At 71.5% G+C, this 24,147-nt stretch carries 21 protein-coding genes and 1 pseudogene; 10 read left to right on the top strand and 12 right to left on the bottom strand.

All coding sequences use genetic code 11. The annotated features are described in order from the left end of the window. Nucleotides 1-18: 18 nt before the first annotated feature. Nucleotides 19-1,455, bottom strand: a complete 1,437-nt coding sequence (locus tag ACFWNV_RS06155) for a carotenoid oxygenase family protein (RefSeq protein WP_383941245.1) — start codon at nt 1,453-1,455, stop codon at nt 19-21. A 285-nt stretch (nt 1,456-1,740) separates the two neighbouring features. Here ACFWNV_RS06155 and ACFWNV_RS06150 point away from each other — a divergent pair, with 285 nt between their 5' ends. Both ACFWNV_RS06150 and ACFWNV_RS06145 read left to right on the top strand, forming a co-directional pair. Beyond that, nucleotides 1,741-3,828 carry an NAD-binding lipoprotein gene (locus ACFWNV_RS06150; RefSeq protein ID WP_383941242.1) on the top strand — a complete coding sequence of 696 codons (2,088 nt, stop codon included), beginning with the start codon at nt 1,741-1,743 and terminating at the stop codon, nt 3,826-3,828. Between the two features lie 344 nt (nt 3,829-4,172). After that, nucleotides 4,173-6,098, top strand: a complete 1,926-nt coding sequence (locus tag ACFWNV_RS06145; RefSeq protein WP_383941238.1) for a SpoIIE family protein phosphatase — start codon at nt 4,173-4,175, stop codon at nt 6,096-6,098. A 329-nt stretch (nt 6,099-6,427) separates the two neighbouring features. Here ACFWNV_RS06145 and ACFWNV_RS06140 read toward each other — a convergent pair whose 3' ends face one another. After that, the gene (locus ACFWNV_RS06140) at nt 6,428-7,471 is read right to left on the bottom strand and encodes a Rieske 2Fe-2S domain-containing protein (protein WP_383941236.1); all 1,044 of its coding nucleotides are present in this window, start codon (nt 7,469-7,471) and stop codon (nt 6,428-6,430) included. A 130-nt stretch (nt 7,472-7,601) separates the two neighbouring features. After that, on the bottom strand, nt 7,602-8,525 hold the full coding sequence (locus ACFWNV_RS06135; protein ID WP_383941233.1) for a hypothetical protein: 924 nt from the start codon (nt 8,523-8,525) through the stop codon (nt 7,602-7,604). A 10-nt stretch (nt 8,526-8,535) separates the two neighbouring features. Here ACFWNV_RS06135 and ACFWNV_RS06130 point away from each other — a divergent pair, with 10 nt between their 5' ends. After that, the gene (locus ACFWNV_RS06130) at nt 8,536-8,691 is read left to right on the top strand and encodes a hypothetical protein (protein WP_383941230.1); all 156 of its coding nucleotides are present in this window, start codon (nt 8,536-8,538) and stop codon (nt 8,689-8,691) included. A 425-nt stretch (nt 8,692-9,116) separates the two neighbouring features. On the opposite strand, the gene ACFWNV_RS06125 is transcribed toward ACFWNV_RS06130, so the two are convergent. Next, nucleotides 9,117-9,251, bottom strand: coding sequence for a hypothetical protein (locus ACFWNV_RS06125; RefSeq protein WP_383941227.1), 135 nt, complete (start codon nt 9,249-9,251; stop codon nt 9,117-9,119). Nucleotides 9,252-9,701: 450 nt separating this feature from the next. On the opposite strand from ACFWNV_RS06125, the gene ACFWNV_RS06120 reads away from it, so the two are divergent. The 3 genes from ACFWNV_RS06120 to ACFWNV_RS06110 all read left to right on the top strand — a co-directional run bounded on the left by ACFWNV_RS06120 (nt 9,702) and on the right by ACFWNV_RS06110 (nt 13,033). Continuing rightward, nucleotides 9,702-10,238, top strand: a complete 537-nt coding sequence (locus tag ACFWNV_RS06120) for an NUDIX hydrolase family protein (RefSeq protein WP_383941225.1) — start codon at nt 9,702-9,704, stop codon at nt 10,236-10,238. A gap of 820 nt (nt 10,239-11,058) precedes the next feature. After that, nucleotides 11,059-12,009, top strand: coding sequence for a hypothetical protein (locus ACFWNV_RS06115; protein ID WP_383941222.1), 951 nt, complete (start codon nt 11,059-11,061; stop codon nt 12,007-12,009). Nucleotides 12,010-12,316: 307 nt separating this feature from the next. After that, complete coding sequence (locus ACFWNV_RS06110) at nt 12,317-13,033, top strand: hypothetical protein (protein WP_383941220.1); 717 nt, start codon at nt 12,317-12,319, stop codon at nt 13,031-13,033. A 105-nt stretch (nt 13,034-13,138) separates the two neighbouring features. On the opposite strand, the gene ACFWNV_RS06105 is transcribed toward ACFWNV_RS06110, so the two are convergent. The 6 genes from ACFWNV_RS06105 to ACFWNV_RS06080 form a co-directional block, all read right to left on the bottom strand. Next, nucleotides 13,139-14,389: an MFS transporter gene (locus ACFWNV_RS06105; protein ID WP_383941217.1), complete on the bottom strand. Its 1,251-nt coding sequence runs from the start codon at nt 14,387-14,389 to the stop codon at nt 13,139-13,141. Nucleotides 14,390-14,399: 10 nt separating this feature from the next. After that, nucleotides 14,400-14,522: a hypothetical protein gene (locus ACFWNV_RS06100; protein WP_383941214.1), complete on the bottom strand. Its 123-nt coding sequence runs from the start codon at nt 14,520-14,522 to the stop codon at nt 14,400-14,402. Nucleotides 14,523-14,638: 116 nt separating this feature from the next. Beyond that, on the bottom strand, nt 14,639-14,782 hold the full coding sequence (locus tag ACFWNV_RS06095) for a hypothetical protein (protein ID WP_383941211.1): 144 nt from the start codon (nt 14,780-14,782) through the stop codon (nt 14,639-14,641). Between the two features lie 339 nt (nt 14,783-15,121). Further along, nucleotides 15,122-15,424, bottom strand: a complete 303-nt coding sequence (locus ACFWNV_RS06090; protein WP_383941208.1) for a hypothetical protein — start codon at nt 15,422-15,424, stop codon at nt 15,122-15,124. Between the two features lie 672 nt (nt 15,425-16,096). After that, the gene (locus ACFWNV_RS06085) at nt 16,097-16,441 is read right to left on the bottom strand and encodes a hypothetical protein (protein ID WP_383941205.1); all 345 of its coding nucleotides are present in this window, start codon (nt 16,439-16,441) and stop codon (nt 16,097-16,099) included. 740 nt (nt 16,442-17,181) lie between these two features. Then, a complete protein-coding gene (locus ACFWNV_RS06080) occupies nt 17,182-18,198 on the bottom strand; it encodes a L,D-transpeptidase (RefSeq protein WP_383941203.1) in 1,017 nt (338 codons plus the stop codon). Between the two features lie 397 nt (nt 18,199-18,595). On the opposite strand from ACFWNV_RS06080, the gene ACFWNV_RS06075 reads away from it, so the two are divergent. Further along, nucleotides 18,596-20,026 carry a lamin tail domain-containing protein gene (locus tag ACFWNV_RS06075; RefSeq protein WP_383941200.1) on the top strand — a complete coding sequence of 477 codons (1,431 nt, stop codon included), beginning with the start codon at nt 18,596-18,598 and terminating at the stop codon, nt 20,024-20,026. A 327-nt stretch (nt 20,027-20,353) separates the two neighbouring features. Here the strand turns inward: ACFWNV_RS06075 and ACFWNV_RS06070 are convergent, their stop codons facing one another. Further along, a complete protein-coding gene (locus tag ACFWNV_RS06070; RefSeq protein WP_383941197.1) occupies nt 20,354-21,064 on the bottom strand; it encodes a hypothetical protein in 711 nt (236 codons plus the stop codon). A 195-nt stretch (nt 21,065-21,259) separates the two neighbouring features. Continuing rightward, nucleotides 21,260-21,496 carry a hypothetical protein gene (locus tag ACFWNV_RS06065; RefSeq protein WP_383941194.1) on the bottom strand — a complete coding sequence of 79 codons (237 nt, stop codon included), beginning with the start codon at nt 21,494-21,496 and terminating at the stop codon, nt 21,260-21,262. Nucleotides 21,497-21,591: 95 nt separating this feature from the next. Between ACFWNV_RS06065 and ACFWNV_RS06060 the strand changes: the two are divergent. The 3 genes and pseudogenes from ACFWNV_RS06060 to ACFWNV_RS06050 all read left to right on the top strand — a co-directional run. Further along, nucleotides 21,592-22,011 (top strand): annotated as a pseudogene (locus tag ACFWNV_RS06060) (hypothetical protein); the annotation flags it as partial. Between the two features lie 53 nt (nt 22,012-22,064). Further along, a complete protein-coding gene (locus tag ACFWNV_RS06055) occupies nt 22,065-23,078 on the top strand; it encodes an SPFH domain-containing protein (RefSeq protein WP_383941191.1) in 1,014 nt (337 codons plus the stop codon). Then, on the top strand, nt 23,075-23,974 hold the full coding sequence (locus tag ACFWNV_RS06050) for a hypothetical protein (RefSeq protein WP_383941189.1): 900 nt from the start codon (nt 23,075-23,077) through the stop codon (nt 23,972-23,974). Before ACFWNV_RS06055 ends, ACFWNV_RS06050 begins: the two co-directional genes overlap by 4 nt. Nucleotides 23,975-24,147 lie beyond the last annotated feature (173 nt).

Here is a 24,147-nt window from a genome sequence, read left to right as displayed (position 1 = left end):
TGGGGTCGCAGGCTTCGCTCAGCCGCCGTCCGTCGGCAGCCAGCAGCCGTGCAGCCCGAGCGGGACCCGGACCGGGATGCGGACGCGGGCCACGGGGCCGGAGGCCGGATCCTCGGCCGGGACCACCAGGAACCATGCGGACCCGTCGGTGCGGTCGGTGGCGAACGTCAGCCAGTAGCCGTGGTCCTCGGAGTCCTGACCCGGCACCGGTGCGAAGACCGGCTCCCCGACGGACAGGTCCCCGGCATCCCAGACACGGGCGGTGCCGGTCTCGGCGTCGTGGAAGCGCACGGCGTCGTACTCACCGGGCAGCAGGTCTGTGCGGCCGGTCCCGGTGGCCAGTGCGGCGTGGCGGTGGCGCCGGCCGATGAGCCGGTCGTCGATGCGGGGGAACTCCACCCGGGCGTCGTCCAGCGGGGTCCGGGCCATGGTGCCCGCCACCGGGTCGATGCGCGCGCGTACGAGACCGCCGCTCGCGGGGGCCGCGCCGGGCTCCCGCTCTCCCCCGACGGTCAGCCGGCTCCACTGCACATAGTCCAGGACCACCGGGGCGTCCGGGCCTGGTCCGTCGTCGTACGCGTTCACCGTGTGCCAGAGCCAGAACGCCTCGTCGTCGGCCCAGCGCGGTGGGCCGCCGTCGCGCGGTACGAGGACCACGCGGGTCCCGCGCTCGGGCCGCCAGGCGAGGAGCGGGCCGCCCGTCATGGCCGCGGCCAGGTCGAGGAAGGCGGGTGCGAGGACGATGACCGCGTAGCGGGCGGTGAGAGCCATGTCGTGGATCATCATCGGCTCGTCCACACCGGCGATCGCTGTGGGCCCGCGCGTGACCGCGCCGTCCCGGCCGATGACGGACCAGGTCAGGTACGGCGCTTCGAGGCCGTAGCAGAACACGACCATCTCGCCGGTGAGCGGATCGATCTTGGGGTGGGCCGTGATGCCCATCGGCAGGGCGCCGGCGAAGTCCTCACGGCCGAGCGTCTCCAGGCCGGCGCCGATCCCGAAGGGACACGCGGACTCGGCGAGCGCCAGCATCCGGCCGCCGTGCCGGACGACGTTGACATCCGGCATGTCCCGGAAAGTACCGGCGAGTTCGGGTCCGACCTGGTCGACATCCGGCATGATCATCGACTCCAGCCCGCCCCACAGGGCCCGGCCGACCCGTTCCTCGGCGCGCAACGCGGGAGTGCGGACGAAGCGGTTGCGGTAGCGGGCGCGGCCCTGCGAGAGCCAGATCCCGTGCAGCATGCCGTCGCCGTCGATGGGGTACAGGTAGGAGCCGATCGGGGTGAAGCGCGGATTGGGGCCGTTGCGCAGGTACAGCCCGTCCAGCGCGGACGGGATCTCGCCGGTCACCTCCAGGTCGCCGACGTCGACCTCCTCGCTCACCGGGGCGAACGTGCCCAGCAGGTGCGGAACCCGGGTGGGGTCGAAGCGCGGGGGCGTGTGCGTGTTCACGGAACCTCCCGGAGCGTGCCGGATCCGTTCTTGCCGACACTTCCCAGTGAAACGCGGTCGCAAGGCCTGTGCCAGCCGTCGGGTGTCCGCCGGCCCGGCCTCCCTCTGCCGGGCGGGTGCGCCCTGCGGGTGCGCCGGCCGGGGTGCGAGCCGCCCGAAAGGGTGGATTAGCCCGGGAACTGTGCGTGCACCGGCGCTGCACACCGCACTGTTCAGGGATGTGGAGACCGCGCAGGGGGATGCGGTCAGGGCCGGAAGCGGGGGCGCCGGATGGATGTGGGGGACGTGGGACGACCTGTGGGGCGGCGGCGGGCCTCGTTACGGGAACGGGCCGGCTACCGGTTCGACAGGACGCTGGCCCGCAGCACCGGGACCCTGATGGGCTGGCTGGTGATCACCTGCCTCGCCGTCGTCGTTCCCGTGAGCACCCTGCTCGTGTGGACGGATCCCGGCTCCCCGCGCTCGCTGTCGGGCCGCTTGACCGCTGCCTGGCGGACCAGCGCCGAAACGCTGCGGCTGGGCGCCGTGACCGGAACACCGCTGCGCATGGTGCTCGCGGCCCTGCTCGGGCTGGTGGCCCTGCTGTGCGTGTCGACACTGGTCGGGGTGATCACCACGGGGCTGGCCGACCGGATGGCCGAGCTGAGCCGGGGGCGGTCGACCGTACTGGAAGAGGGCCACATCGTGGTGCTCGGCTGGTCGGACCAGGCGGGCACGGTGGTGAGCGAGCTGGCCGCCGCCCAGGCCCCGGGCCGGCCGAGGACCATCGTGCTGCTCGCCGACCGGGACAAGACCGAGATGGAGCGGGCGCTCGCCGCGCGGATGGGCCCGGGCCGCGGACGGCCGCGTGTGATCTGCCGGAGCGGGCCCGCGAGCGACCCCGGCGTGCTCACCCTGGTCAGCCCGCAGACCGCGAGCACGGTCCTGGTGCTGTCCTCGGGTGAACCGGGCGCCGACGCGGAGGTTCTGCGGATCCTACTGGCGCTGCGCGCGGTCCTCGGTACGGACCCGGACGGGCCGCCGGTGCTGGCGGCGGTGCGCGAGGACAGGTACGAGGAACCGGCGCGGCTCGCCGCCGGCCCGCGCGGAACGGTCCTGCGGACCGACACCGTCACGGCCCGGCTGATCGCCCAGTGCGTGGGCCGCCCCGGCCTCTCCCTCGTCCTGCGGGACCTGCTCGACTTCGCCGGATCCGAGTTCCATGTCGTCGATGCCACCCCCTTTCACGGCGGCCCCTTCGGTGCCGCGCTGCTGGGCTACGCGGACTCCTGCGTCATCGGGCTGCTCACCGCGGACGCCCGTACGGTGCTGAACCCGCCGGCCGGCACCCTCGTCGAACCGGGCAGCCACTTGATCGTCCTCTCCCGCGACGAGGACTCGGCGCGGCCGGAGGACTGCGAGCACCTCGTCGATCCATCGGCGGTCAGTACGGCCGCGCCCCCGCCGGAGAAGGCCTCGCGATTACTCCTGCTCGGGTGGAACCGCCGGGCACCCCTCGTGGTCGGACAGCTCCGCCGGACGGCCCGGCCCGGCTCCGTGCTCGACGTGGTCACGGACCTCACCGTGCCCGGGCCCCGGGCGTCGGAGCCGGTCCCGGCGACGGATCCGGGACCGGGACCGGGACCGGGATCGGGACCGGGATCGGGATCGGGATCGGGACACGGGCCGATGGCGGAGCTGGAGCCGGAGCCGCGCCACGATCCGCAGCGGGATGCGACGCCGGTCCCGTCTCCGCTCGCCGTGCACTTCCGATCCGCACCCCTGTCCCACCCCGAGACCCTGCTGGGCCTCGACCTCTCCCGGTACGACGGGCTGGTCGTCCTCGGTCCCGAACCGGGCGAGGGTCCCGACCGTCCCGACGACTGGACGCTCGTCACGCTGCTGGGACTGCGCCTTCTGGAAGAGAGCACCGCCCGCAAGCTGCGCGTGGTCACCGAGCTCACGGACGACAGCAACCGGCCCCTGGCCCCGGTCGATCCCGGCTCCGACGTCATCGTCAGCGGCTACCTGTCCGGACTGGTCATGGCGCAGATCACCCAGAACCGGCACCTCGCCCCCGTGTTCGCCGAGCTGTTCTCCGCCGACGGCAACACGGTACGGCTGTGCCCTGCGGGGACGTACGTGCGCCCGGGCAGCGAGGCGAGCTTCGCCACCGTCGTCGCCGCGGCTCGCGCACGCGGGGAATGCGCCATCGGATACCGGCTGCACGAGCGGCGTGCCGTATCGCCGGACCACGGTCTCCGGCTGAACCCGCACAAGGCCGAACGCCACCGTTGGACCTCCGAGGACGAGGTGATCGTGGTGTCGGCCGACCCCGCCGCCGGGCGCAGCGATCCCACGACCGACCGGTCACGACCCGTCTCGGCCGGGTAGGAGCCGGGCCGCCTCCGGCGCCGTCGAGCCCGGACGGGGACCGCACGCGGGGCAGCGGCGCCGTACACGGGGCTGTCGACCGTTGTGCGCGGGCCCTTCGGTCCCCACGGAACGGACGTCCGGCCAGTGGCCTCGCCCCTTCCCCTCCGGTTGGCTGGAAAGTCGTGCCATCTACTTGGAGGGGACCGCCCGAGATGAACCTGCGGCCCGCAGTACCTTCTGCTCCCACCCGCGCGCGGCCCGCTACCGACGGATCCGGCCGCCTTCTGGTGGCCCTCGGAAGCGGCTCCCGGGAAGCCGGGCTGATCCTCGACGCCGATCCTCGGGCAACTGCCCTTCTCGGCATGGACCCTGCCGAGCTGGTCGGACTCCCCCTTTCCGCGCTCGCCCCCTCCGGCCATGCGGGGCCGCTGTCCCGGCTCCTGCTCGACGTCGCCCTGTCGCATCCGGCGGCCCCGCCGGCTCCCCCGGTGACGGGTACGGGTCCGGTGACGAGCACGGGTACGGGTACGACGGTGGCCGGTCCTCCCGTGACCCGGAGCCCGCTGGTGCTGCGGAGCGGGGACGAGGCCGTGCTGTGCCTGGTGTCCGCCTGGGCGGTCGACGGGCCCGACGGCCGCCCGGCCGCCGTGGTCGAGCTGGAGCAGTCCTCCTCCGCCGACTCCGCCAGCTGGGCGATGCTGCACGCGATGGCCGCGCTCCGGGGCGAGTCCGTCTGGGCCTACGACGAGGAACACGACCGGTTCTGGTGGGTCGAGAACTCACTGGAGTACAACGGGCACCACAGTGCCGGGGAGTTCCCCCTGCGGAACGTGCTGGACCAGCTGCACCCCGATGACGCGGCTCACGTCGAAGACGCCTTCTGGGCGCTGCGCCGGGGCGAGCGCGAAGTGGTCAACATCTGCTTCCGCTATCCCGACGGGGAAGGCGGCTACCGCTCGCTGCACTCGGTCTCGCGCATCATGCGCATCGGCTTCGACGGGACGCGCCGGATCGTCGGGTCCACCGCCGACCGTACGGACGCCGACGAGCACGAACGGGCCGTGGCCCGCGAGCACTCCCGGCAGAGCCGGCTGGTACGCGAGCTCGCCGCGGCGTTCGTAGGGGCCAAAACGGAGGAGGAGCTCACGGACGCCATCCTGCACAAGGTGGCGCCCGCCTTCGCCGGAACCGGCACCCTGCTCGCCTTCGTCGAGAACGAGCGGCTCCGGGTCACCTTCGGCGAGGGCATCGACCCCGCCATGGCGCGTTCCCTGCACGGCATGAGCCTGGACGCCCCCAAACCCCTGGCCCATGCCATCCGTACCGGCCGCACCGAGGTCATCGGCTCCAGGGAGGCCTATCGGGCCGCCTGGCCGAAGGCCCACGGCCTGCTGGACGCGACGACCGCGGAGTCCTTCCTGATGGTGCCGTTCGCCGCCGAACGCGGCAGACCCCTGGGCGGCTGGGTGATCACCTACGACACCCCCCACCGCACCACGGAGCAGGAGAGCACCCTCCTCGGGGTGATCGCCGAGCTGGCGGGCCAGGCCTGGGAGCGGATCCGTCTGAGCACGGCCCGCCTGGAGCTCGCCGGGGCGCTCCAGCGGGACATGCTGCCCGCCGAGCTGCCCGCCATCAGGGGCTTCGAGATCGCGGCCCGCTACCTGCCGGCCAATGAGGGCCTGGAGGTGGGCGGTGACTGGTACGACGTGATAGCCCTGCCGGACGGCGGAGTCGCCTGCATCATCGGTGACGTCCAGGGCCACAACATCCAGGCGGCCGCGCTGATGGGGCAGGTCCGTACCGCCATGCACGCCTACGCCTGGGAGGACCCCTCGCCCGACCGTGTTCTGGAGCGGACGAACGAACTCATGCTCCAGATGGGGGCGGCCGGTTTCGCGACCTGCCTCTACGCACTGCTCGATCCGCTCGGCCGGGTGGTTTCGGCCCGGGCGGGGCACGTAATGCCCGTCGTGTGTACGGCGACCGGGACCTCGGCGCCGGAGACGCCCGGCGGACTCCCGCTGGGCGTGCAGAACGGCACGACGTACCCACTGACCCACGGCCACCTGGGGCCGGGCGAAACCCTCGCCCTGCTCACGGACGGGCTCGTGGAAGGGCCGCGCCTCAGCCTTGACGACGGTACGGCGCTGGTCTGCCGGACGCTGGAGGGGTCCCGGGGCGCGCCGGTCGAGGAGATCGCGGACGCCTTGATGTCCTGTGCCGGGGCCACGCGGCACGACGACGACCGGGCCGTTCTGGTCGTGCGGCGCGCGATGGCTGCCTGATGGTCCGGGTCGGCCCGGACCTGGACGGTTCGGCGGTCCCGGTTCTGAACGGGGGACGTCCGGCTGTTCGTTGCCGCCGCCCGCGTCAGCCGATGTGCGCGGTCGAGCAGCGGACGTTCACGTGCTCGGTCGTCTCCAGACGCATCCGCGCCCATGCCGTGTCCTGCTGCTCCTTGCCGAAGAGGACCGTCCCGGTCACGTCGTCATCCCTGCCCTGGTGCGGTCTGTACCGACCTCATGCTAGGTACGGTGCGCCTGCCCGCGGTGCGGCATTGGTCCCCGGACTGCGGGCCGTACGCCCCCTGCGGGCAGCGGGCCCTGCTGTCGGCTCAGCCGGTGGAGTCCGCGTTCGGTGCGAGGTGCAGCTGGTCGCCGGTGCGGGTGATGCCGAACCGGGCGAGGGCCTGGGTTGCCGGGCCCTGCAGGACGGCGCCGGTGGCGGCATCGAAGGAGGAGTTGTGGCAGGGGCACAGGAAGCGGCCGTCCTTGGGCGGGTTCACCGTGCAGCGCGAGTGGGTGCAGAGACCGGACAGGGCGGTGTACTGCCCGGCTTTCGGCTGCTGGACGTAGACCGGGTCTCCGCTCCCCGGCGCGGAGACCCGTAGCGCACCTCCCACCGGAACGGAGGCGGCCGGGAACCCGGGTACCGACGGCTCGGCGGAAGCCGAGGGAGCGGCGCTGGTGCGCGGGCGGGTGCGGGCTGCCGCCGCTCCGGTGAGCAGGGCCGCTCCGGTGACGGCCAGGGTGGCGATGGCGCCGTCCAGCAGGATCCGACGGCGGACGTGGAGCCGGGCGCCCGCGGTGCCGGCCGCCGGGCGGCTGTGGCGGGCCATCAGCGCGTCCAGGGAGAGGTGGGGCGTCCCGACGATCATCAGCGGCAGCCAGGCCACCAGGTAGATGAGGTCGTTGCCCAGGTAGTACGGGTGGACGCCCCAGCTGACGCTCAGCCACAGGGTCAGGTTGAGGGCCGCCCCGGCGAGTGCGGCCGTCCTTCCCCACAGGCCGAGCAGGGTGCCGAAGCCCACCGCGAGCTCGCCGAAGGCCATGGCCAGTCCGCTGGGCAGGGGCGCGGCGGCGGCCCGGTCGAGCAGCGCGCCGATGGGGCTGTGCGCCGCCGCCGCGTGGGCCTGTGCGGCCATGGACGCGGCATCGGTGAGGCTGCCCAAGTAGTGCGGATCGGCAAGCTTGTCCAGACCGGCGTAGACGAAGGTGGCACCGAGGAAGAGCCGTAGCGGCAGCAGCGCGTAGCGGCTGACGCTGCGATCGACGCCGCCGCTGGCGCCGCCGACGGCCGGGTGGGCGTGGGCGTGTGCGTGGGCGTGTGCGTCTGGTCCGGCGGCTATGGGAGCGGTCGTGCCGGGTGGCTGGTCCATGGCGGGGGTCCGATCGGTGCGGCGGGCGGACGGATGCGGAAGGGGTGGAAGGGGTGGAAGGGGTGGAAGGGATGGGGAGGCGGGAGGCGGCGGGTCCGGGAGGGGTGGAGCCAGGCGGCCCGCTGTTGCGTCAGTCGGCGGAGCTGCTGGTGGGGGCGGCCCGCCGGCAGTTCGCGTTGGCCTCGCCGCTCAGCTTCGGGCAGAGACTGGTCCTGGCCGCCGTCTTGTCCCCGTAGTTGACGTTCCAGTAGCTGACCATTCCCGCCGCACAGTCCTGCCGCTGCCAGGCCGCCGGGGCCCGTTGGCACCGCTCGGCCACCCAGACCGGGCGGTCGATGTTGTACTTCATCGTCCTCGATCCCATGCCCCGCGAGCAGTCCGAACGACTGCCGCTGGTCGGCGCCTTGAGGCACCAGGCGAGTCCCTGGACGAACGCCTCGGGGTGGGCGGCGTAGTCGTGGGTCTGCAAGTAGTAGATGGGTGCGTAGAAGTAGCAGGCGCTCTGGTGGGTCGGCGGCTGCTCGGCGCACGGGTACTGGGGCTCGGCGGCCAGCTTGTCGGCCGGGAGCTTCGCCAGGGCGGTGGGATCGCTCTCGTCCGGCTCGAACAGCTGCATGAAAATGCCCTCGGAGCAGGCCCACACCTGGTAGTTCTTGGGGAAGCGGTCGCACATCTTTTCGGCGGCCGCTACGTCCAGGTGCGACACGAACATCGTGCCGTGGCCTATGCCGTGGATACAGGCCCCGGTCTGCGCAGGGCTGCACAGGGTGGTGACGGCGGTGGCCGGATTCGGCATCTCCTGCAGCTTCTCCTCCACCACCCCGTGGAGGTAGCCGGAGCCGCAGACGTCGTTGGGGAAGCTCATCGCCTTGGCGACGTCTCCGTGGTACATCGTCAGAGCGGTGTGTCCGAGGTCGTGGGCGATGGGGTGACAGAAACCGTCCACGTAGGGGGACTTGACGGTGATCCGCTCCAGGTCGGCGAGTGCGACACCGGGGTCCTTCGCGGTGGCCTCGGCAACCAGGTAGTTGCGCAGGGTGCTCAGCGTCCACACCGCCGGAACCGTGGGGGCAGGGGAAGGCGACGTGGTGGAGGGTGCGGTACCCGACCTGGCCGGTGCTCCGGGCGTCATCAAGGCCGCCGCGGCCCCCGGGGCCGGACCGGCGCCGCCCGACCAGGGAGTGGTGGCCACGGCCCAGACTCCGGCGACGCACAGGTAGAACGCCAAGAGCAGAGCGAGCGGTCGGTACATCGGCAAGCCCCCGGCAGGCAGTATGCAGCTGTGGCACGGGGCACACCGCCCCGTCCTCGATCCGAGCAGCACCCGGACCGACCATCATGCGTTCGCACCGGCCGGAGCGTCTTGGATATATCGGAAAACGATGGGAGATCCCGGGGAACAGTCCCGACCCACTCCCCCACTTGCCCCGCCTGCTCGGCGCCGGCCTGGTGCAGGAAGCGAGCCGGCGGGCCAACTGCGCCCAGTCCGGCCCGACATCACGTCACCGAGCACCGAGGTGTCCGGGACCGGGCCGGAGGCTGTAGCTCGGCCTGGCCCGGGAGCGGGGCGCACGCCGCCCCCGGACAGCATGGCGGTGCGTACGTCACCCGCTGCCGGCGTGGCGTACGCACCGCCCGTCAGCGGTTAGGCCGGGTCGCAGTAGAACTCGCCTGCCGCCCCGGGCCACTCACAGCCTTCGGCGTGGCTGACACCGACCGAGCCGAGCGATACGAGTACGGCCATGGCCAGTACCGTCAGAGCCTTGCGAAGTGCCGTCACGGTTTCCCCCCTTGACGTGTGCGCAGCCGGACCGGCTGCGTCAGCAATGAAGCTAGGGCCGGAACGTGGGCTACCGAAGGCGTGGTTCAGCCAATGAGCGCCCGATAAACGATGGCTGGTAGGGGCGCGGCCCTTCGAAAGGCGGCTTGACCACCGCTGCGTAGCGGGAAAAGACCCATGACGCCCGTCACCCGATCCGCTTCCGCTCCCGCTCCCGCTCCCGCTCCCGCTCCCGCTGCTGAGTAGCCGTCGCCCGACGGCGGATACTCCCGGCCCGGAACCTCGGCGACACGCCGCACCTACTCCGCCCGCCCCCGTCCGGCGCCGGGGGCCGTACGTCGGTCCGCGCCCCGGGGCCCCGGGAGTGCGCGCACCGGCATCGCACCGCGCGGTCACTCGTTTCATCGCGCAGATCCCCCCGACACGGCCGCTGGAAAGTACGATCAAGCAATGTCTGACATGACCGAAACCACGCCCGGATGGCTGACCACGGACGAGCTCGAAGTGGCCAGGGCCCAGATGCCGATCCTGTACGTGACAGCAGTTCCCGTACGGGTAGACGAGAGCGGCGAAGTCACCAGCATCGGGCTGCTGCTGCGCATCGGCCCGGACGGAACGGTCAGCCGGACCCTCGTCTCCGGACGCGTCCTGCACCACGAGCGGGTCCGTGACGCTCTGTTGCGTCATTTGGAGAAGGACCTCGGGCCGGTGGCTCTGCCCCGTATCCCCGCGTCCCTCCAGCCCTTCACCGTCGCCGAGTACTTCCCCACCGCCGGCATCACCGCCTATCACGATCCCCGCCAGCACGCTGTGTCGCTGGCCTACGTCGTCCCCGTGGTCGGCGACTGCCGGCCCCGGCAGGACGCGCTGAACCTGGTCTGGTTCAGCCCCCAGGAGGCCGCCGACCTCGCCGTCCACAACGAAATGCCGGGCGGCCACGGCGTGCTGCTCAAGCAGGCACTCGCGCACACAGGACACACCTACTGAGAACACCGCGCCGCAGCGGCCGAACCTCGCCCCGACCGACCCTGACGGGGTGGATCAGGTACCGTCACAAGCCGCTCACGGCGCGCCGCGAAGAGCACCCCAACACCACGAGCGCGGCGTCCCCTTCCGGGGGCGCCGACGCCGGGGCGGCCGCGGGCGCCGCGCCGGATACGGCCGCCCACGACCAGCGCGGATCCAGCTGACCGGGAGCCACGGCCTCAACCACATTGCCCGCTCGGCCCGTAGGCGGGTACTCCCAGGCCGCCATCGGCGGCTTCCTCGGCGACGCCCGGGTGCAACCGGCTCGGCCGGGGCGGCGCCCGCCCAACCCCCGTCGACACCACTCCCCCGGCGGACTCCGAGGTTGTCGACATCGCGAAGCTCATACCGGCCGGCGCGGGTTCCTGACCCTCCAGCGAGCATGGCGTATGTCCAGCAAGTCGGTTTCCACACCCGGAGCAACGGCCTGATCGGCCGACCGACAGTGCACCAGGCTCGTTGGTTCACGAGCGGTTCACGAACGGTTCATGAGCGGGGATCCTCTGACGGAGCGTCTTGCGCACGATGTCTGCGGGGGCGCGCTTTGCGCCGCTCGCTCCTGGAGGACGCAAACACACGCTCCTCCTTCCCAGGGGGCGCGGCGCACTGGGGCACCGCCCGGGACGTCCCATCGGTACGGCGTTTGGCGTCGTGTGAAAACCCCTTGCTCCCCGGTCCGCCTGCTTGGTGGGATGCAGGGGCTTCGACGGCGGGAGGGGACGGCTTGGCGGTGTTCGGGTGTGCGGGCTGCGGTGCGGTCCTGACGGCGGCGGTGTCGGAGGTGGCATTGCCGATTCACCTGGCCGACACGCACTGGGAGACGCTGCACCCGCCACTGCTGGAGGCCGGGTACTACGCCGTCGACCCCGCGCCGTACGGGCCGCCGTGGCGGCAGTGGGACGAGGTCGGGGCGCGCGAGGCGGCGAAGCGGGGGCGCTTCGCGCCGTCTGGCACGCTGTCCAACGGACCGTCCGACACCGTCGTTCTCGCGCCCGGGGACATGCATGGCACCGGGCTGATCCTCGAGCGGGCCGGGGGCTACTGCATGGGGATCGACGGGAGGGACGGTCCGAACCTGGCCTGCCTGGGCTGCGATCTGCCGGTGGGAACGAGGATGGACGACTGTGGGTGCTGGCAGGTCGTCCGGCTCGTTCCACAGGCAGTAGTGCGGCTGCCCGGCCCGCCGGAGCGGCCGATCATGGACTGGGCGGAGCTGCTCGCCACCGGCGCGCTGCGGCACCGGCTGAGCGAGTACCGGGACATCCCGGCGGGCGTGGCCCTCGCCCAGGTGGTGGTGGCCGCCGGGGGCGCGTCGGTCGAGGTGGCGCCCGGGCCGCTCGCGGAGCTCCTCGGCCGGGCACTCGGCGCTCTGCTGCCTGCCGGGGAAGGTGCGAAGCGGCTGGACCTGGCGGGCCCGGGGTTCGGTGAGCCGGCCACGGACCTGGTGCTGGTGCCGGTCCATCCGCAGACCGGAGACATGTGGCGGCCGCGCGCCGGGCCGGTGCCGGTACCCATGGATGCCGCGCTCTGGGCCGAACTCGCCTTCCCGCCCCACCGAACCCGGCTGCCGGTGGTCGGCGGGCTGCCGGCAGGCGTGGAGCGGGACGACCCGCTGCCGTCGCACCCGTGGTACCCGTTCCAGCCGTCCAGGGAGGCGTTCCGGTACACGCTCGCGCGGATGCCCGCCGTCAGGGAACCGTGGCTGCGGGCGATCCACGACCGAGGATGCTGACCCGCCAGAGGTGGTGCGTGCCAGGTCAGTAGCGGCGTAGGCGGTCTGGGAGCAGACATCGCGGCTTCCTTCCAGCCCCGCCCTTTCAGCCCGGCACCGCTCCCGGCGGCGGGTGATTCCGCGGCCGCCGGCCCGGTGGCCGCGCTACGGGGCCTTGGCCGCCGCGATGCGCTGCTTCCGGGAGTTGGCCGCCCACCCTACGCCCTGCGCTCGGCGCTCTGCGCGTTCTTCCGCAATCGGCCCGCGGAGGTGTGGGTGTCACCGATAGCGTCGTAGCGCCAATCCGAACGGTGGATGGGAGGGGCCGATGCCGACGACGGTGGTGGGGTTCCGGTTGGGCAAGGCCGCGACCAGCCGGCAGGTGACTGTGTTGGTCACCGAATCCGGTGTGCTGCACCGCTCCCACGGCGTGTACGGGCAGCCGCCCAGGCTCGATACGCCGAAGCTGCCGTTCCGCTATCTACGCCCTGACCTACAGTGGACGCGGGGTGAGCATGTGCTGACCGGCCCGATCAGTGCCCTGAGGGAACACCACGCCACTGCCGTGAAGAACGGCTACGACGAGGTGCTCGTCCCGCCGGCGTGCGTGCGCCTGGAGGTGGAGGAGCATCCGCTGCCGCCGAGGGAGAACCCGCGCGCTCGTCCGCACCCCGAGCTGACCGAGGCGTTCCTCGGATCCGCTCCCCACACCGCGCAGCCGCTGGACAGCGCGGTCGATGCCTTCCGGGGCGCGCTCGGCCTGCCCGTCCGCCTGCGGAACGTGACGTGGCGGCCGCGGCAGACACCGGTCCCGCCCCGGATCGAGGCCATGCTCCGCACTCTTGCCCACGGCACCGCGATCGCTTCGCCGGATCGGCTGGGCGTGGGCTGGAGCATCACGCCCCGGACCGTAACGCTGCGCGCCGGCCGGACAGTGCAACCCCTCGACCGCCAGGCCGTACTCGAACTGCAAGCCGCCCTCACCGCCTGGCTGCGCTTCTCACAGCCGGAGCCGCAGCCGCCGAAGTCGCCGAAGGCGGAGTGAGACGTATCCGGGGCGGGCCGGCACGGGCTGCCCGGCTCCCTTCTCCAGGAAGCAGACGTAGCCGGCGATCCAGTGTCCCCCCTGGGAGGGCGCCGTACTACCTGGTCACCCTGTCACGTCCGCGGCGACGCCCGGCTGCGGCCGGGTCCGCGTGCCCCAGCGGGCAAGGGAGGGGCCGGCAGCGCCCAGTGCCGCGAAGAACAACGCCAGCAGCAGCCAGCCCGTCGTGCCGAGGCCGAGCACCAGGGTGGTGAGGATCGCGGGGGCGAGAGCCTGGCCCGCGCTGAAGCCGAGGCCGAGGACACCCTGGTACTGGCCCTGGGCGTGGTCGGGGGCGAGACCGAAGCCCAGGGCGAAGCCCGCCGAGGACTCCCACACCTCTCCCAGGCTGTGCACGAAGATCGCGGCCAGGACCAGTCCCGCTGCCGCCCAGACCGGGGTGTACGCCGCCAGCGCCATCATCGGGCAGCTGACGAGGAAGAGCAGCCCCGCGATGCGAAACGCCCGGCCGCCGTCGTGCGGGGTTTCGATGCGGGAGCCGATCCTGGTCTGCATCAGTACGCAGAAGGCGGAGTTGACGGCGAACAGTGCCGCCACCGTCCAGCGCGGCGCTTCGGTGTGTTCGGAGATCCAGATCGGCAGGAGCAGGGAGACCACCGGGTATTGCAGTCCCATGGCCCCGTAGAGGGCGGTGAACGCCAGGAACGGGCGGTCGGAGAAGGCGATCCAACGACGCTGCTGCGGCGGTGGCCCAAGCACCGGATAGCGGGGCAGGAGGAGCAGGAGGAGCGCGCACAGGGCGAAGCTGGCCGCGTTGCCGAGGATCAGCGTGACATAGGCGCCGCGGGTGTCCGCGGCCAGCGCCAGCCCGGCACCCACCGTCCCCAGGACGACGCCCAGGTTGACGAAGGTACGCAGCTTCGCCCGGAACACGGCCGGGCGCTCACCCCCGACCCGGACCACCAAAGCGCCCCAAGCCGCCCCACCCGCCGCCGCGGCGATCTGGTCGACCGTCGCGATGACCGTGAGCGCGGCCCAGCTCTCGACGAGGACGAGGGCCGCCATCGATATCGCCTGGACCGCGAGGGCCACCATCATGATCGTGCGCGCCCCGCGCCGGTCGGCGAGATGCCCTCCGGGTATCCCCGCGCACAAGCCGATCAGTCCCGCGATGGTGAGCGCCGCACCGACCTGCACCGCGGGCAGGCCCACGACCAAGGTGAAATAGAGCGCCGACGCCGCGTTGAACAGACCGTTGCCGACCCGGTTGGTGAAACTGGCGGCGATCAGCACGCGCTCCGGCCTGCTGTCCCCCGCCATGCTGCCTATTCGGCCTGCCAGGCCCCCCTTGATCATGGACGGCAGGCTAGCAACGGATCTGCCCGGTCCGCTCGTCCTTGTCGAGCGCCCCGAGCAGGAGCATCACGGCCCGCGCCTCGTCACTGCTGATCCGCTTCGGGCGCGGCGCCGTGACGCCGTCGGGAAGCACGTCACGTCCGGCAAGTCTTCGTCCGTACCCGGAACAACGCAGCACCGGCCCGGCCATCACCGCACGGAAACTGCACGGAAGCCGTACGAAGCCGCACAGTCCTGAATCGGGACGCCCTACCCCAGCCCAACGAGGACGATGAACCACAGGCCGGCACCGTTCCAGACCTGCTGCGCGATCACGAAGCCCAGGAACAGGGCGAGCATGCCGGGGAGGAAACGGAAGGGCGAGGGCTTCAGGGACGGGAACCCGAAGATCATGAGCAGGATCGAAACTGGCCGGTCGGTCACGGTGGAGTACGGGCCGCTGCGGGCGTCGGCCGTGGAGGGTTCTCCGGGAGAACCCGGCGGGGTGTCGGAGTTGTGCCACCGGCCTTCCTCTCGGAAGGGCGGCGCGACGTACGACTCGGTCCTGTCCGCGCTGGACACTACCCACCACTCGTCATCCGTGTCGCCGGTGTCACCGGTGTCCGTGCTGGTCCCGGGGTTGTCCGGGGTTGTCCCGGAGAACCCCTCACCCGGTGCGCGCGGCGTGTGGACGACTTCGCCGACGACTACACCGGGATCGAGTTGGCGCTCGTAGCCGATGCTCCGGCCGGCCTACTCGACGGCTTCGCGCCCGTGTTCCAGGAGCGCCCGGGCCGTGCTGAGCGCGGCTTCGGACTCCTCCAGGTCGGCGTCGTAGCCGGAGAAGTCGAACACAGCGGCGGGCAGGGCGACGGCGCCGGCCGTCGGGGCCCTGTCCGCGCCCGGGGCTGCGGTGCGGAGCCGGGTGATCTCGTCGTTCAGCTCACCGACCACCCGCTGCGCCTCCGCGGCCGTCCTGAGCGCCTCGTCACGGTCGCGCACCGCCTGCAGCAGAGCCGCCCGCATCCGTTCCCCGCTGTCCTGCAGCTGGTCCATACGCTGCTGCACCTCGGCGAGGGTGAGCCGGAGCGCCCGGCCGGCTCTTGATCTCGGCGCTCAGCCGGTCACGGTCCTCGGTCAGCTGCCTGCGTCGGAACCGGATGGCAGGCCCCTGAGACCTCACAGGAGGCCCTGATGACCAACCGCATGCCCGACCATCCCGGCTCCCGCCCCAAAGTGCTGATCACGCTCATCGGCGCGGTGACTGCGGATGCTGGGTGCGCAGGCTCGTAGCTCCTCAGCCCTGGGGGCTTGCGGTGCCCCGCCGAGTGACCCCGGACGACACGCGGCTGCGGGGCGCCCGCCCACAGGGGCAAGGCCGGCCGGGACCCGACACGGAAGCACGGCTCCACGGCGGCCGTGACGGTCCTCCTGAGGCTTGGGCCGGTGACTCCATCGAGGAGGCGTACCGTGATCGTCGCCCGTCTACGGCCACGGGGCGGGCGCCCCGATCGCCCTGGACGCGCGGACCGGCGCGGACATGCCCACCAGGCCCGAAGCCGCACCGCTCCTCGTCAACGGCTATGTGGGACTGGTCCTTGAGAACAAGCGGCTTTCGAGCTACCCGGCCGGCGGCTGAACCGTGGGGCAAGGAGACACTCGCTGACGCCGCCTTGGCGGTGATGCCGTACCGCTCCGGAACGTACGGGAGGCCGGGCGGCGACCGGCTTACGCCCCGTCGGCGAGGATCAGTTCGGCCATCGCAAGCAAGCCTCTGAAGACCCTGAGTCCCTCGCTGTACTCCGCCGAACGCGCCAGCAGCGCTACGGCCGCGCGGAGCTCCGGTAGACAGTCCCGGAGAACCTCGACGTGGCCCGGGCCGGGAACTCCATCGTTCTTGAGGTAGGTCGTGACGCAGCCGGCCATGTTGAAATCCAGGTACGCCAGATCATGTCTGTGATCAAACGGCACGTCGGGGAACGGCCCGGGGTGGTGCGCGGCCCACAGGAGGGCCACCTCGCTGACGATCGCCCGGTGTCGGTCGGGCCCGGGAGGCGGGATGAGAGTGGTCACAAAGCGATCCTCCCGCACACGCCGGACCCCACCCGCCGCCGGGCCTCCTTCGACCTTGCCGACATGCTGACCTGACCTCCGCCCCTTGCCCGATGGCACATCAGAGCACTCAGGAGCTGAGAGCCGGTCAGTGGCGATGCCCCGGCCGTAGTCAGCCGCCCAGCACCGTGTCGCGCCGGGCGTACCAGCGGAGGGAGTCGCGGATGCCCACGGTCCTCGGGCATCCACGTGCGGACGCCCGACATGTACGTACGGATGGTGTTGGCGGGCGCGGACTTGTCGCGCCAGCGCTGCGCCGTGCCCGGGACACCTCGAAGTCCGTACGGGTGTACGTCAGCGCGTCCGCCTCCTTGGGAACGGCCTCCCCCGGGTACAGGAGCGTGTGCTGGTCGACCAGGGGCCGAGGGCTGTGCGACGGGTACGCCGCGGGTACGGGTAGCAGCTCGCCCTCCACAACCACCTCGGCCTCGACGATCTCGTCGCTCTCCCGGTCGTCCGCTACCGATGACTGCTGATGTTCGCTCATGGGCCGCTCCCCCGACGATCGTTTCTGGGCAACCACCCTTGTATGACGGGAACTTATACAAGGGTGGGGGACGCAGTCCCGTGACGGCGGACCGAACAATGTTCTGCTGCCGCGCCGTCGGCCGGCGAGGTCGGCGGCGGCGTAGTGGACGGGGCCGCGAGGGCGACGCGTTGGGCCGGTGCGGGATGGAAGCGGGGCGTGACCGGGTGGGGGGTCAGGAGGCGGCCTTGCTCAACTTCTTCCAGGCTTCGTAGTCGATGCTCCAGTCGGCGTATCCGTTGCCGGGGCCGTCGACGTTCTTGATGGCTTCCTGGCCCTTGATCGTGATCAGGTCGCCGAGGATGGTGTTGTCGAAGACCCACTTCGAGTCGGCGGGGGTCATGCCGATGCAGCCGGCGCTGTGGTTGGTGTTGCCGACGTACTTCTGCGCCTCGGGAACCCCTTCGTGGAGGTAGGCGCCGGTGTCGGTCACCCGCATGCCCCAGTTGACCACCACGTCGTAGTCCACCGGCCCGCCCACGGACGCGGAGGTCATGTGCACCTTGGGTTCCCGGGTCTTGAGGGCGTAGGTGCCCAGTCGGGACTGGCGGCCCTTGACGGGCTGCCCGCCGGACATGGGGATGGACTTCACCACCTTGCCGTCACGCTGGACAATGAGCTGGTGGGTGTCGAGGTCGGCGGTCAGCTGCTGGTCTCGGCCGATCTTGAACGTGCGGTCCAGGTCGCGGTCGAAGTGCGCGCCGCCGGGGTCGACCGTGGTGAGCGTGCCCTTGACCGTGACGTCCGTGCCGGGCTTCCAGGGGTCCTTGGGGCGCCAGTCCAGGCGGTCGTGGCCCGAGGGTGTGGTCACCCAGCCCCAGGAACCCTCGGTCGGGGTCGACGCGGTGACCGTCAACGCCTTCTCCACCGCGGCCTTGTCCTGCACTGGCTTCTCGAACTCCAAGGACACCGGCTGACCGGTGCCCACCGTCTTGCCCGCCCCCGGAATCAGGTCGAAGTCCAGTACGGCTCCCGTGGTCACCTTCGGCGGAACGGCCGCCTGCGAGGCCGCGGCGTGCACACCCGCCACGTCGGCGGACACCTTCGAGTCGTCCGCCCGAGCCGTGTCCCCGCCGGAGCCGCAGGCTGTGAGGAGCAACAGCCCGGCGACGGCGGCGAACAGCGGGGCCGCGGGGCGGCCACGACCGAGGGCGGAGGCCGCCGGGGTCGTCTGGGGGTGAACACGGATCATGGTGGACGGCTCTTCTCTGGAAATGGGCTGGTACAGCTGTGAGGACGGCTGCCGGTGGACCACCGGTTCTTATCTGCTGATGACCGTTGTGTGACAAACCTCAGGCCCGTCTCGTCGCGGGTCGACCAGGCCGGCAGCTCGCGGCACGGGCGGCCAGGCAGTGGGCGCCGGGCCAGGCGGTCCGAGTCCAACCGTGCAGGGCGGGACCAGAGGTGTCGAGGAGCAGGATGAGCGGCCCATGCTTCACGGCTTCACGGATTCATGCCCTCGACCCCGGCTGCCGTGGTCACGGTGCGTCTGCTGTTCACGAGCTGTCCTCGTGGCGGAAGACGGCCGTTGAGCCTGGGCCGGGACCATCGGGCCGTCCTTCCCATGACCATGTCAGGACGGAATTTCCGTGAACCGATCGATCGCCCACCGTGGGCGTCGCGCCCTTGCCCGTTTCCTCGTCGCCGGCCCGCTGTTGGCCGCGGGCGCGCTGAGCGGTGTGCCGGCGGCGCACGCCGCCGTCGGCGACTCCATCCGCATCAACGAGGTGGTGACCACCGGCAGCGTCAACGACTCCATCGAGCTGTTCAACAAGGGCACCGCCGCGATCGACGTCTCGGGCTGGATCCTCAAGGACAACGACAAGGACCACACGTACAAGATCGCCGCGGGAACCACGCTGGCCGCGGGTGGGTACCGGGCGTTCGACGTCCACGACAAGTTCGGCCTGGGCTCCGACGACCAGGCCCGTCTCTACCTTGCCGACGGCAAGACACTGGTCGACAGCTTCTCCTGGAGCACCCACTCCGATCCGTCCTGGTCGCGCTGCCCGGACGGCACCGGCGCCCTCAAGCAGGCCACGACCGCGACCCTGGGCGCCCCGAACAACTGCGGCACCTCCGGCGGCGGGGGTTCGGCCGATCCGGTGGCATGGCCGGGCAGCAGCAGCGTGGCGACCGCGGATGCCTCCAACGTGTTCGGCCAGGATCTGAGCGGCCTCTACCAGGAGGGCGACGTGCTGTGGGGCGCGCAGAACAGCGGAAAGCTGTGGCGCCTGGTGCGGGACGGCTCGACCGGCTGGAAGCCGGACACGGGCAACGGATGGTCCTCCGGCAAGACCCTGCGCTTCACCGGTGGCTCCGGCAGCCCCGACAGCGAGGGCGTCACCCTGACCGGCTCCGGCTCGGCCGGCGGGGTGTTCGTCGCCAGTGAACGCGACGGCAGCGCCTCCGGCACCAGCCGCCTGTCGGTACTGAAGTACGACATCGCCGCCTCCGGATCCTCGCTGACCGCCTCCAAGGAGTGGAACCTCACCTCCGACCTGCCCTCGGCCGGCTCCAACCTGGGCCTGGAGGGGATCACCTGGGTCCCCGACAGCTACCTCACCGGCGCAGCCTTCAAGGACGCCTCGACCGGGGCGGCCTACGACCCCACCCGCTACGGCGCCCACAGCGGCGGCGTGTTCTTCGTCGGCGTCGAGGGCACCGGCATGATCTACGGCTACGTCCTCGCCGACTCCGGCGGCTACACCCGCGTCGCCTCCCTGAGCAGCGGCATGGCCGGCGTGATGGAACTGCAGTGGGAACCCCAGGCCACACGCCTGTGGGCGATCTGCGACGACACCTGCGACGGCCAGCACCGCACCCTGAAAATCGACGCCACCGGCGCCTTCACCACCAGCGCCGTCTACAACCGACCCACCGGCATGCCCAACTACAACAACGAGGGCTTCTCCCTCGCCGGCTCCGGCGAATGCGTTTCCGGCTCCAAGCCCGTCTACTGGTCCGACGACGCCAACGATGGCGGCCACGCCCTGCGCAAGGGCACCATCAGCTGCTGACCCCTCATCGTTGCCGTTGCGTGTTGGTGTGCACGAACGCAGCAGGGATGCCTTGTCGAGCGTTGCGAGACCGCCGAGGGGGCATCCCCGCATGTGCGGGGAGCAGGCTTACTGGGCTGCCCCTTTAGGACCGCAGGGCAGCGTTCTGAAGCACTTTCGCCGAACGCGACATTTGGGCAACGTCTCCGGCCTTGGGACTGGTAGGCCCGCATGTTCGGGTGTCGTGTATGCGCGGCCAAGCTCAAGTGGTTCTCGCGCTGAGTGATCAGCGTGGGCTCGTGTGAAGGCGTCCGACCATGCCAGAAGGCGCCGAGGCAGCCTTTGCTGTCAGGAGAAGTCGGGGCACTCCTCGGCGAAGCCCTGCGAGACGGGCTGCCATACGCCGTGGTCCGCACGTACGCTCAGTCGATCCGCTTCCTCCGCGGCCTCGATCAGCTGAGCGGTGGTCAAGGGGACGGCTGCCGCGAAGACCCGCCCGAGGTGGCAACAGTGCAGCATCGGACGGAGTTCCTCCGAGTACGGCTCATCGGCGACTGCGAAGAGATCGGGCAGGGTCCAGCCGAGCGGACCTGCAACGGCGGACAGCTGCTGCCGGCGGTGCGGACTTGGGTCCCAGCGCCACACCATCCCGTGCAGTGTGCTGAGGGACAGCCCCATGAAGGGCAGTTCGCGGATGCCGAAGCCGCGATTGCGGATCAGCGCGCCGAGTACGGCGGCAAACCTGGTCTCGGCCGGACGGCGGCCCGGCCACGCCAGCTGCATGAATGGTTCTGGAGCGGCGACGCGGGGCAGTGAGCGGACGAATGCCTCCAGCGCGACGAGCTGCGCGTGGTCGCAGTAACTGACGCGGTAGGCGAACTGCCTCATGACCCCGGCGTCGCGCTCCGGGGGAAGGAGTTTCGCCGGCACCGGCCGGCCTGCGACAACGAGAAGGTCGGCGGCCGGTATGTCGAGTTCGGCGGCAAGTTCGGTGAATCGCTGCGGGGCGGTGTCGGTTCCGCTCGCGGCGAGGCTGCTCAGGATGGTGGTCCTTTCCATAGGGGGAAGGTAGCGGGCGGGCTACGAGGACAGCCGGGGCCGCTTGCGTTCACGGTCGGGACTCACTTTCGCCGATCGCCTGGGGCGTATCGGCTCCAGGTTCCTCCGGCCTCGCCAGATGGATGGTGGTCTTGTCGTGGTAGCCGAGAGCCCGGGCGACAACGGGTGCGGGCGCTTGAAGTACCAGTTGGCGAATTACTGAGGCCCGGCGGCGCTGAGCGGGTCGAGCAGGCTGGTGGGGTCCATCGGATGTCCGGGCTGCCGGCCGGGGAACAGCCAGGCGGTGCTGCGGCTGCTGACCCGGGCGAGGCGAGGTTGTTCCGCGAGATGGGCGCGCACGAGCTCGGCGACGGGTGCGGGCAGCAGCGACGGTGGGTCTCCAAGCCGGATAGTGAGAGCATCGCCATCATCGGCCACGTCCTCGGTGGTCAACCGGACGATTCGGCTGACGGGTTGGCCACGGCGTCCTCGACCCCGTCGAGTACCACCGGGCCCTACTCGATCTCGCCGAAGAGCTCGGCAGGCGGCTCCGCGACAAGCAGCAGATCACCGGGCAGCTCACGCTTGCCGTCCGGTACGCCGACCGCTCCACGAGCTCGCGGAACCGTACTCTCGCCGAACCCACCGCCCACCCCCGCCCGCTCGTCGGCGCCGCCGCCTACGAGCCGTACGACCTCCCCGGTCTGCAACGAGCCCGCCTCCGCACCATCAACCTGCGCGTACAAGGCCTCCGCCCCGACGCGGAGGTCGCTGAGCAGCTCAGCCTCGACACCGCCAACGACCGCGCCCTGGCCGTCGAAGCCGTCACCGACCGGTCCCGAGCCTGGGACGGGCCCGGGACCCTCCGTCCCGCCAGCCTCGCCGCGTCGGAATTCCGACCCCCTCGCCGTCCTCGGCCTCCGTTGCTGCCGGGGCAGCGCCCCAGCACCCCCTTTTCGTCCCCTTGACGATATGAGCGCAGCTCGTTATCGTCGCATTGACGAAATGAAGGGGGTTCGCCATGGCCGACATCACCCGGCGCTTCGGCTGGCGCCATCTGCGCTCCGCGCCCACCACCCACATCCGCCACCACAAGCGGGGCCGACTCGCCCACGACGGGCTGGGGCTCAGTTTCTGGTACCGGTCACTCTCAGCGGCGCTGTCCGAAGTCCCGGTCGACGACCGGGAGCTGGCCATGGCGTTCCACGCCCGTACGTCCGACTTCCAGGACGTCGCCGTGCAGGCCACCGTCACCTACCGGATCAGCGACCCGGCCGAAGCCGCGGCCCGACTCGACTTCTCCGTCGACCCGGACACCGGGAGCTGGCGCGGAGCCCCCTTGGAGCAGATCGCCACTCTCCTCACCGAAACCGCGCAGCAGCACACGCTGGACGTACTGGCCCGGACTCCGCTGGCCGTCGCTCTGGTGGACGGCGTCGCCTCCGTGCGGGGAAGCGTCACCGCCGGTCTCGCCGCCGAGCCCAGACTCCCGGCCACCGGCATCGATGTGGTGGCCGTGCGGGTCGTGGCGATCCGCCCCGAGGCCGAGGTCGAGCGCGCCCTCCGTACCCCGGCCCGCGAGCAGATCCAGCAGGAGGCGGACCGGGCCACCTATGAACGGCGGGCTGTAGCCGTCGAGCGTGAGCGCGCCATCGCCGAGAACGAGCTGGCCAGTCAGATCGAACTGGCCAGGCGCGAGGAGCAGCTGATCGACCAGCGCGGCACCAATGCCCGCCGCGAGGCCGAGGAGAAGGCGGCGGCGGACGGCATCCGGACCGAGACCGAGGCGTCCCGCAAGGTCTGCCTGGCCCGCGCGGACGCCGAGGCGGCGCGCGAGACGGGCGCGGCGCGCGCCGAGGTTCAGGCAGCCTGGCTGCGCGTGCACGACGAAGCCGGCCCGGGCACGCTGCACGCCCTGGCGGTGACCCGGCTGGCGGAGAACCTGCCGCGGATCGAGAGCATCACTCTCTCCCCTGACGTCCTCACCGGGCTCCTCGCCAGGCTCGGACGCCCGGAAGGCGGCGCGGGCGCGTGAGCCTGGCCCCCAGGGCGGTGCTCGTGCACCGCAGAACCGAGTACGAGGAACTGCTCGCCCGGCACGGGACGCACGGGCAGGCCGCGTTCTTCCTTTCCAGCCGGGGCCGGTCGATCGACGAGGTGGTCCGCCGCCACGAACGCACGCGGCAGGCGCTGCGGGAGGTGGCGGCGGCGGTGCCGCTCACCTGGCGCAGCTCCCGGGTGGAGCGGGCCGACCTGGACCGCTTCCTGTTCGCCCCGGAGGACGTGGTGGTCGTGGTGGGCCAGGACGGCCTGGTCGCCAATACCGCGAAGTACCTGCGCGGACAGCCGGTCGTGGGCATCGACACCGACCCGGGGCGAAACCCGGGAGTCCTGGTCCGTCACCGCTGCGCCGACACGGCTGCGCTGCTGCGTGCGGCAATCGCTGCCGGAGGTAGGGCAGAGGAGCTGACCATGGTCGAGGCCGTCGCCGACGACACCCAGCGCCTTCTCGCGCTGAACGAGATCTACTTGGGCTCGCATGGCCACCAGACGGCCCGCTACCGCCTGGGTTCCGACGGCGACACCGGCCCGGGTGAGGCTCAGGCATCCTCCGGGGTGCTGGTGGGCACAGGCACGGGCGCCACCGGCTGGCTGCGTTCCCTGTGGCAGGAGCGCGGCAGCTCCGCAGGGCTGCCCGCACCCTCCGAGCGGCGCCTCCTGTGGTTCGTGCGGGAGGCCTGGCCCTCTCCCGCGACCGGTACGACGAGGGTCGCCGGGGAGCTGGGGCGGGGTCAGGAGTTGCAGCTGACCGTGGAGTCGGACCGGATCGTGGTGTTCGGCGACGGGATGGAGAGCGATGCGCTGGAGCTGACCTGGGGCCAGAGCGTACGGCTGGGCATCGCCGGAACATCGCTGCACCTCGTGACGTGAGCGCGCCGCCCTACGCCGGCTGTCGCCACCGCAGACCCCACCCCGCGCCGTGCGCCACAAGGTTGGAGGTGCCGCAAGACGTCGGCCCGCCGTTCGTCAGCACGGACGTCGAAGGCAAGCCCATCCCGACCGGGGAGGGCAACAAGCACTTCAGTTGGCAGCACTTCGCCGAA

Source organism: Streptomyces sp. NPDC058401, from assembly GCF_042722885.1.
In the GTDB taxonomy this organism is placed as follows: Bacteria; Actinomycetota; Actinomycetes; order Streptomycetales; family Streptomycetaceae; genus Streptomyces.
This window is presented reverse-complemented; position numbering and strand designations above follow the sequence as displayed.

Coding starts and splice junctions, on each gene's coding strand:
- ACFWNV_RS06110 (WP_383941220.1), top strand. CDS start 12,317: ATGCCGACGACGGTGGTGGGGTTCCGGTTGGGCAAGGCCGCGACCAGC.
- ACFWNV_RS06055 (WP_383941191.1), top strand. CDS start 22,065: ATGGCCGACATCACCCGGCGCTTCGGCTGGCGCCATCTGCGCTCCGCG.
- ACFWNV_RS06120 (WP_383941225.1), top strand. CDS start 9,702: ATGTCTGACATGACCGAAACCACGCCCGGATGGCTGACCACGGACGAG.
- ACFWNV_RS06090 (WP_383941208.1), bottom strand. CDS start 15,424: ATGGACCAGCTGCAGGACAGCGGGGAACGGATGCGGGCGGCTCTGCTG.
- ACFWNV_RS06095 (WP_383941211.1), bottom strand. CDS start 14,782: ATGATCTTCGGGTTCCCGTCCCTGAAGCCCTCGCCCTTCCGTTTCCTC.
- ACFWNV_RS06070 (WP_383941197.1), bottom strand. CDS start 21,064: ATGGAAAGGACCACCATCCTGAGCAGCCTCGCCGCGAGCGGAACCGAC.
- ACFWNV_RS06080 (WP_383941203.1), bottom strand. CDS start 18,198: ATGATCCGTGTTCACCCCCAGACGACCCCGGCGGCCTCCGCCCTCGGT.
- ACFWNV_RS06140 (WP_383941236.1), bottom strand. CDS start 7,471: ATGGACCAGCCACCCGGCACGACCGCTCCCATAGCCGCCGGACCAGAC.
- ACFWNV_RS06145 (WP_383941238.1), top strand. CDS start 4,173: ATGGACCCTGCCGAGCTGGTCGGACTCCCCCTTTCCGCGCTCGCCCCC.
- ACFWNV_RS06105 (WP_383941217.1), bottom strand. CDS start 14,389: ATGATCAAGGGGGGCCTGGCAGGCCGAATAGGCAGCATGGCGGGGGAC.